At 73.6% G+C, this 8,303-nt stretch carries 5 protein-coding genes; 4 read left to right on the forward strand and 1 reads right to left on the reverse strand.

Going from position 1 to position 8,303, the window contains the following annotated elements; all coding sequences use genetic code 11:
* Positions 1 to 82 precede the first annotated feature (82 nt).
* The 3 genes from ABD308_RS01680 (at position 83) to ABD308_RS01690 (ending at position 3,963) form a co-directional block, all read left to right on the forward strand.
* On the forward strand, positions 83 to 2,017 hold the full coding sequence (locus ABD308_RS01680; RefSeq protein ID WP_344324326.1) for an FAD/NAD(P)-binding protein: 1,935 nt from the start codon (positions 83 to 85) through the stop codon (positions 2,015 to 2,017).
* A 337-nt stretch (positions 2,018 to 2,354) separates the two neighbouring features.
* Positions 2,355 to 2,501, forward strand: coding sequence for a hypothetical protein (locus ABD308_RS01685; protein ID WP_344324329.1), 147 nt, complete (start codon positions 2,355 to 2,357; stop codon positions 2,499 to 2,501).
* A gap of 340 nt (positions 2,502 to 2,841) precedes the next feature.
* A complete protein-coding gene (locus tag ABD308_RS01690; RefSeq protein ID WP_344324332.1) occupies positions 2,842 to 3,963 on the forward strand; it encodes a helix-turn-helix domain-containing protein in 1,122 nt (373 codons plus the stop codon).
* A 13-nt stretch (positions 3,964 to 3,976) separates the two neighbouring features.
* Here ABD308_RS01690 and ABD308_RS01695 read toward each other — a convergent pair whose 3' ends face one another.
* A complete protein-coding gene (locus tag ABD308_RS01695) occupies positions 3,977 to 5,767 on the reverse strand; it encodes a serine/threonine-protein kinase (RefSeq protein ID WP_344324335.1) in 1,791 nt (596 codons plus the stop codon).
* Between the two features lie 163 nt (positions 5,768 to 5,930).
* Between ABD308_RS01695 and ABD308_RS01700 the strand changes: the two genes are divergently transcribed.
* Complete coding sequence (locus ABD308_RS01700; protein ID WP_344324338.1) at positions 5,931 to 8,216, forward strand: FdhF/YdeP family oxidoreductase; 2,286 nt, start codon at positions 5,931 to 5,933, stop codon at positions 8,214 to 8,216.
* Positions 8,217 to 8,303: the final 87 nt, after the last annotated feature.

Here is an 8,303-nt window from a genome sequence, read left to right on the forward strand (position 1 = left end):
GCGGCGCCGAGGTCGGCGATGTCGGTGCGGGCGGTGGAGAGCGGGGACTCGCCGACGCCCCCGCCGCCGAGGGGGCGAAGCGATGAGCGCCGTCCTGGTCATCGTCGGCGCCGGGCCGCGCGGCACCGGCGTGCTGGAGCGGATCGCCGCCAACGCGCCCGAACTGCTGCCCCCCGACCGCCCGCTGCACATCCACCTGGTCGACCCGCACCCGCCCGGCGGCGGCCGGATCTGGCGCCACGAGCAGTCCCCGCTGCTGCGGATGAACTCGATGGCCGAGGACGTCACGATGTTCACCGACGAACGCTCCACGATCGACGGCCCGGTCCGCCCCGGCCCCTCGCTCGCCGAATGGGCGGCCGACCCCCGGGCGTTCGCCCCCTACCGGGAGGCCGCCGACCCGGAGGTCCGGGCCGAGCTGCGCACCCTGGCGCCCACCGACTTCCCCACCCGGCGGGCCCAGAGCGCCTACCTGGACTGGGTGTTCCGGCGCGCCGTCGCCGACCTGCCGCCGCACGTCACGGTCACCGTCCACCGGGACACCGCGCACCGCGTCGAGGGCCCGGCCGACGGGCCGCAGCGGGTCCACCTCACCGACCGGGTGCTCACCGCCGACCACGTCGTGCTCACCCTGGGCCACCTCGACTCCGCCCCCGATCCCCGGTACGCCGCCGACACCGCCTTCGCCGCCCGGCACGGCCGCCTGCACCTGCCGCCCGCCTACTCCGCCGACGCGGCCGCCGAGCTCGACCGCGTCGCGCCCGGCGAGCACACCGTGCTGCGCGGTTTCGGACTCGCCTTCGTCGACCTGGTCTCCCTGCTCACCGAGGGCCGCGGCGGGCGCTTCGAACCGGACGGCGCGGGCGGCCTGCGCTACCTCCCCTCCGGCCGCGAGCCCGTCCTGCACGTCGGCTCCCGGCGCGGCGTCCCGTACCACTCCAAGACCGACTACCGCCTCCAGGGCCCGCGCCCGCCGCTCCCCCGCTACTTCGACGCCGTCGCCGTCGACGCCCTGCTCGACCGGCCGGGCCCGCTCGAACTGCGGCGCGACGCCTGGCCGCTGATGGCCAAGGACATCGGCTTCGGCCACTACCACGAGCTGTTCCACGCCCACCCGGAGCGCACCGCGCTGCCCTGGCCGGAGTTCCTGGCCGGCTACGACGCCCACGTCTGGGCGTCCCCGGAGCTGCGCGCCCTGGTCGAACGGGCCGTCCCCGACCCGGCCGACCGGCTCGACCTGGAACGCCTCGACTTCCCGCTCGCCGGCCTGGAACTCGGCTCCGCCGAGGAGCTCCAGCGCCACCTGCGCCGCTACATCACCGAGGACGCCGACCGCCGCGCCGACCCCGCCCACAGCGCCGACCTCGGCGCCTTCCTCGCCCTGCTCTCGCTCTTCGGCCAGCTGCCCCGGCTGCTCGGCTCCGACCGGCTCACCGCCCGCTCGGTGGCCGAGGAGGTCGACGAGTGGTTCTTCGGCTACTTCAGCTACCTCGCCTCCGGCCCGCCCGGCTTCCGCCTGCGCCAGCTGCTCGCGCTCTCCGAGGCCGGGGTGGTCCGCTTCCTCGGCGCGGGCGTCAGGGTCGAGCGCGACGAGGCCACCGGCACCTGGCGGGCCTCCGGCGCCACCGTGCCCGGCCACACCGTCACCGCCACCGCGCTGGTCGAGGCGTACCTGCCCAAGCACGCGCTGGCCCGGACCCGCGATCCGCTGCTGCGCGACCTGCACCGCTCCGGACGGATCACCGAGGAGGTCGTCGCCGACCCGGACTACACCCACCGTTCGGGACTGCTCACCATCCGCCCCGGCGACAGCCGCGTCCTCGACCCGGCCCTCGGCGACGGCCCCGACGGCGGCGCGCACCCGCGCCGCACCGCCCTCGGCCCGCACACCAGCCTGCGCGCGGCCGCCGCCTTCGCCCGCCCCCGCACCGACTCCCCCGGCTTCCGCCAGAACGACGCCGCCGCCCGGGCCCTGCTGTGCGCCCTCGCCCGCACCGACGCGGCGGTGGCGGCGTGAGCCGGGTGAACCCCCAGGAGCACCGTGCGCACCAGGCGCACCGGCAGCCACCCCCGGATCCGGCGGCTTCCCCGGCGGACGGCTGTGAATCGAAGGTTCTTGAACGCGATCCGAGCACATCGGGGCGGCGAATGGTCAGACCATTTCAGTTACCGCGCAGGTCAGCTGATATCTCGTCAAGTAGGTTGCATTCAAAGGTTGCAAGACCTGTCACCGACCACCCGTACGAGTGACCATCCAAAGCTTCAGAACAGGTAGGCTGGCTCCCACCTTCTCTCCATGGCGGGTTCGTCGACTCCGCGCGGGTCTACCAACCCGGGAGAGGAGGTGATGCGAGATGGCAACTCCCTCTGACGAAGAGGGAGGCAAGACGCCCCGGAAACGCACCCAACGGCTCGGCGGCTGGGTGGTGGTCCAGATCCTCTGGATCGCGATCCGCCACTTCCTGTCGAGCTGCTGGGACGACAACGGGCCCACCTGGTAGGACAGGTGAGCCCGTCGCGGCTCCGGAGCGTGGAGCTCCTCGCCAGGCCTCGCACCCCCGTGGACATGATCAGCCAAGGGGTGCGGGGCCTTCGTCGGCTCTGGAGGTCGCCGGGCGGTCCTTCTCGCCTTGTCAAAGTACGAGAGTTCCCGCTGACGACCCCCAACCTCCCGTATCCACGGTCCTCCAACCAGCCGGACGACCCCTAAACGGATCGTCCGCACAGGTGGGGACCACTGTGACGGAACAACTCAAGCCTAACGGCGGTAGCCGCATCGTACCGCTAAACCGAACCCATGACGTGTTGTCAACAGACGGAGATGCAAGCATGGCCAGGGGGATGGCTGATTTTGACGCCGAGGCGCTGCAACGGCTCCGCGCCATCGCGCTGCGGCCGGACGGCACCGGCTACGGGATGACCGCCGCCGAGCTGGCCGCCGCCGTGGGCACCACCAAGGCGCAGATCCTCGCGTACGAGCAGGGCCGGCAGGTGCCCGAGCCGCCCCGCATCCGGGCCCTCGCGGAGGTCTTCGAGGTCCACCCGCTCGCCCTGGCCGGCCGGCCCGGCGGCGAGATGTCCCTGTCGGAGCTCAGGAGGGCCTGCGGCTACCGGGCGAGCGACGTCGTCGAGCGGCTCTCCGTGTCGCCCAAGGTCTACCGGCGCTTCGAGGTCTACGGTCTGACCCCCGCCCGCCGGCCCACGCTGGTCTTCGAGGTCGCCTACCTCCTCGCCCTGCGCTCCCAGTCGGTCGAACGCGCGCTGCGGCAGTCCCCCCGCGTCATCGAGCGGGTCGCCCAGGTCGCCGCCACCCTGCAACGCGTCCGCCGGCACTACGTCGTCAACCCGGAGCCGTGGACGGCCCCGCACCCGGGGGACGCGCTGGTCCAGGAACTCGCCCGGCTGCTGGCCCGCTCCCCCGCGAGCGTCGCCCGCCTCACCGCCTTCGTCTTCGGCCTCGAACGGCGCCGGATCATGCGCGCCGACCAGGAGGTCCTCACCGGCATCTACGAGATCAGCCCCGGCCGGCGCGGCTCGGCCCTGCGCAACGTCGCGCGGTCCAACACCCGGTACCAGCAGGAGATCGAGAAGCTGCCCTGGAAGCTGGACAAGTTCTTCCGCTTCGCGCTGCCGTCGAACATCGTCGCGGTCCTGGGCCGGCTCTCCGACCAGTGGACCCTGTTCGGCCGGACCGGGATCAACCCGGACTCGATCAAGGTCATGCCGCCCGAGTTCGTCTCCCTGCGGACGGACACCGTCAGCAGCCGGCTGGAGATCCGCCTGTCCACCAGCGGGGTCTCCCACCTCCGGCTGTACAAGAGCTGGTACAAGGCGCTCTACCCCGGCCTGGACCTGGACACCTCCGAGCTCAGCGTCCAGTCCGTCGCGACCCTGCGCGCCGTCCAGACCACCTCGTCCCCGGCCGCCGTGGTGTTCCCCGCCCCCTCCGCCGACGGCGACTAGCCGGGGAGCCGCGTCACGGACCGTAGATCTCCTCCACCAGGTCCTCGGCCGTGACGTGGTCCGGGGCGGCGAGGATCCAGTCGCCGACCCGCTTGATCCCGGTGCCGTGCTCCAGCGCGGTCAGGCAGGCGTTGGCCTCCTGGTCGGAGCCGAAGTCCCAGTCCAGCAGGCGGCGGATCAGCAGCAGCGCCTCGCCCGGGTGCATCCGCGGCCGGCGGCCCTGGCGGGTCCGTCCGGCCGGGGCGGCCGCCAGGCGCTGCTGGTAGCCGGAGAGGTCCTGCCAGGCCTGGACGGTCGCCGGGTGCTGCTCGCCGAGCGCCCGCGCGAGGTCGGGCAGCAGGGTGCGCAGCTGGAGCACCGCGCCCTCCAGGTCGCCCCGGTTGGCCGTGTACACCGCCAGGTCGTGCCGTGCCTTCAGCACCCGGGGGTCGTGGCCGCCCCAGGTGGCGTGCAGGTCCGGCAGCAGTTGGACGAGCCGGCGCAGCGCGCTGACCGTCTCGCCGCTCTCCCCGATGCACCACACCAGGTGGTAGCGGGCGGCGAGGGTGTCCGGGTCGGCCTGGCCGAGGGCGAGCCGCATGTCCTCGGCCAGCGTGGAGAGCAGCCGGATCGCGCCGGGGAGGTCGCCGGCCCGGCTCAGGAACCAGGTGAAGTCGCGCCAGGCGGTGAGGGTCTCGCGGTCGGTGGCGCCGAGCGCGACCACGGCCTCCTGGGCGACCGCCTGGAGCTGGACGGCGGACTCGCCGGCCGTCGCCGCCCGGAAGGCGGCCTTCCGGCGCTCGCGCAGGACGGCCCGGACCTCCTCGTGCGTCGGGGGCGGCGGGATCGGCGTGGGCGGCGGGGTCGGCGTGGGCGGCGACGCGGTCACCGGCGGGGTGGTGAGCGGCGGCAGCACGGGTGTCGGCGGCACCGGTTTCGGCGGCAGCACGGGTGTCGGCGGCACCGGTACGACCGGCCCGGCCGGTGACACCGTCCGCCCCTCCTCCAGCTCCGCCAGCCGCCGCTCCACCGTCCGGGCGTCCGCCGGGCGCCCCTCCGGGTCCTTCGCCAGCAGCTCCGCGACCAGCCCCGCCAGCTCCCCCGGCAGCCCCAACGACGCCGGATCCAGCGCCGGCGGCGGCTCGTTCAGGTGCTGGTACATCAGCACCGGCGTCGAGTCCCCGCCGAACGGCCGCGCCCCGGTGCAGAGCTCGACCAGCACGCAGCCGAACGCGTAGAGGTCCGCCCGGCCGTCCACCCGGCCCCCGGTCCAGCGCTCCGGCGCCATGTACGCGGGGCTGCCGATGACCGTGCCGGTGGTGGTCAGCCCGCCCGCCCCGATGTCGAGCTGCGCGATGCCGAAGTCCAGCACCTTCACCACACCGGCGTCGGTGACCATGATGTTCTCGGGCTTGATGTCCCGGTGCACCATCCCCGCGTCGTGCGCGGCCGCCAGCGCGGAGCAGATCTGCCGCCCCCAGCGCAGGCTCCGCGCCGGATCCGCCGGGCCGTCCCGGAGCACGGCGGTCAGGGTGCGGCCGGTGAGCAGCTCCATCACCAGGTACGTCACCCGCCGCCCGCCCAGCTCGCCCTCGCCGAGGTCGTGCACGGTGACGATGTGCGGATGGGAGAGGTTCCCGGCCGCGCACGCCTCCCGGACGAAGCGCAGCGCCGCCTTCTGCTGGTCCTCGCCGTGGTGGTTGATGACCTTGACCGCCACCGGCCGCCGCATCCGGGTGTCGAAGGCCCGCCACACCACGCCGAACCCGCCCTGGCCCAGCCGATCGACCAGCTGGTACCGCCCGTCGAGCACGTCGCCGACCATCACCCGCCCACCCCCGGCCCTGTCGAAGCACCTGAACTCTATCCACGCCGCCGCCCGCTCACCCTCCCCCGTTCCTCCCCTGCCGCCCCCGGCCTCCCGGGTGCGAGGATGACAACAGGCGCCGCGACGAGGCGGCGGCCCCGCACAGCCGAGGAGCGCAGTCATGGCCAAGCAGGCCCCGCAGAGCGACCCGGCGCAGGACGCCCCCCGGGTGTCCGCGCGCCAGCACGCGGCAGCCGGGCTGCCCGGCGTCGGCCACAGCCTGCGGATGGCCACCGAGCAGATGGGCGCCCGCCGCACCCTGAGCACCCTGCTCAAGGTCAACCAGCCCGACGGCTTCGACTGCCCCGGCTGCGCCTGGCCGGAACCCGGGAAGACACACACCGCCGAGTTCTGCGAGAACGGCGCCAAGGCGGTCGCCGAGGAGGCCACCGAGCGGCGGATCCGCGCCGAGTTCTTCGCCGCCCACCCCGTCGCCGAGCTGGCCGAGCGCTCCGGCTACTGGCTCGGCCAGCAGGGCCGGCTCACCCAGCCGATGCTCCTCGACGAGGGCGCCACCCACTACACCCCCGTCTCCTGGGACGACGCCTTCGCGCTGATCGCCGAGGAGCTGCGCGCCCTGGACACCCCGGACGGCGCCGCGTTCTACACCTCCGGCCGGACCAGCAACGAGGCCGCGTTCGCCTACCAGCTGTTCGCCCGCCGGCTCGGCACCAACAACCTGCCGGACTGCTCCAACATGTGCCACGAGTCCTCCGGCTCGGCGCTCACCGAGACGCTCGGCGTCGGCAAGGGCAGCGTCAGCCTCAAGGACCTCTACCAGGCCGATCTGATCATCGTCGCGGGCCAGAACCCGGGCACCAACCACCCCCGGATGCTCTCCGCCCTGGAGCGCGCCAAGCGCGCCGGGGCCACCATCGTCAGCGTCAACCCGCTGCCCGAGGCCGGGCTGGAACGGTTCAAGAACCCGCAGCAGGCGCGCGGCCTGGTCGGGCACGGCACCAAGCTGACCGACCTCTTCCTGCAGATCCGGCTCGGCGGCGACCTCGCCCTGTTCCGCGCCCTCAACCAGCTGCTGCTGGAGCAGGACGCCGTCGACCACGCCTTCGTCGAGGAGCACTGCCACGGCTTCGAGGAGTTCGCCGCCGAGGCCCGGACCACCTCCCGCGAGGAGGTGCTCGCGGCCACCGGGCTGCCGTGGTGGCAGATCGAGGAGCTGGCCCGGCTCACCCTCGCCTCGAAGAAGGTCATCGTCTGCTGGGCGATGGGCCTCACCCAGCACAAGCACGCCGTGCCGACCATCCGCGAGGTGGTCAACTTCCTGCTGCTGCGCGGCAACGTGGGCCGCCCGGGCGCGGGCGTCTGCCCGGTGCGCGGGCACAGCAACGTCCAGGGCGACCGGACGATGGGCATCTTCGAGCGCCCCACCACCGCCTTCCTGGACGCGCTCGGACGCGAGTTCACCTTCGAACCGCCGCGCGAGCACGGCCTGGACTCCGTCGACACCATCCGCGCCATGCGGGACGGCCGGATCGGCGTCTTCTTCGCGATGGGCGGCAACTTCGTCGCGGCCACCCCGGACACCGAGGTCACCGAGGCCGCGATGCGCCGCTGCCGGCTGACCGTGCACGTCTCCACCAAGCTCAACCGCTCGCACGTGATCACCGGCGCCCGCGCCCTGATCCTGCCCACCCTCGGCCGCACCGACCGGGACGTCACCGCGCGCGGCGCCCAGTTCGTCACCGTCGAGGACTCGATGGGCCAGGTCCACTCCTCGCGCGGCGGCCTGCGCCCGCCGGCCCCCGGCCTGCTCTCCGAGACCGCCATCGTCTGCCGCCTCGCCCGGGCGGTGCTCGGCCCGGAGGACACCGTGCCGTGGGAGGACTTCGCCGCCGACTACGACACCCTGCGCGACCGGATCGCCCGCGTCGTCCCCGGCTTCGAGGACTACAACGACAAGGTCCGCCACCCCGGCGGCTTCACCCTCCCGCACGGCCCCCGCGACACCCGCACCTTCCCCACCGCGACCGGCAAGGCCAACTTCACGGTCAACCCGCTCACGGCCCCCGAGGTCCCGGAAGGCCGCCTCCTCCTCCAGACCCTGCGCTCCCACGACCAGTACAACACCACCATCTACGGCCTCGACGACCGCTACCGCGGCATCAAGGGCGGCCGCCGCGTCGTCCTGGTCGACCCGGTGGACGCCATCGAACTGGGGCTCTCCGACGGCCAGTACGTCGACCTGGTCAGCGAGTGGACCGACGGCGTGGAACGCCGCGCCCCCCACTTCCGCGTCGTCTACTACCCCGTCGCCCGGGGCGGAGCAGCGGCGTACTACCCCGAGACCAACGTCCTGGTCCCCCTCGACTCCACCGCCGACATCAGCAACACCCCCACCTCCAAGGCCATCGTCATCCGCTTCGAACCCGACTCCGGCACCAACGCCTGACCCACGACCCGCTACCGACCGCGGATCCACTCCACCCCTGGTTCGGGTGGTAGCGCTCAGTGGCCCTCGCTCCGGCCGAGCGAGGGC

It is taken from the genome of Kitasatospora putterlickiae (assembly GCF_039527695.1).
In the GTDB taxonomy this organism is placed as follows: Bacteria; Actinomycetota; Actinomycetes; order Streptomycetales; family Streptomycetaceae; genus Kitasatospora; species Kitasatospora putterlickiae.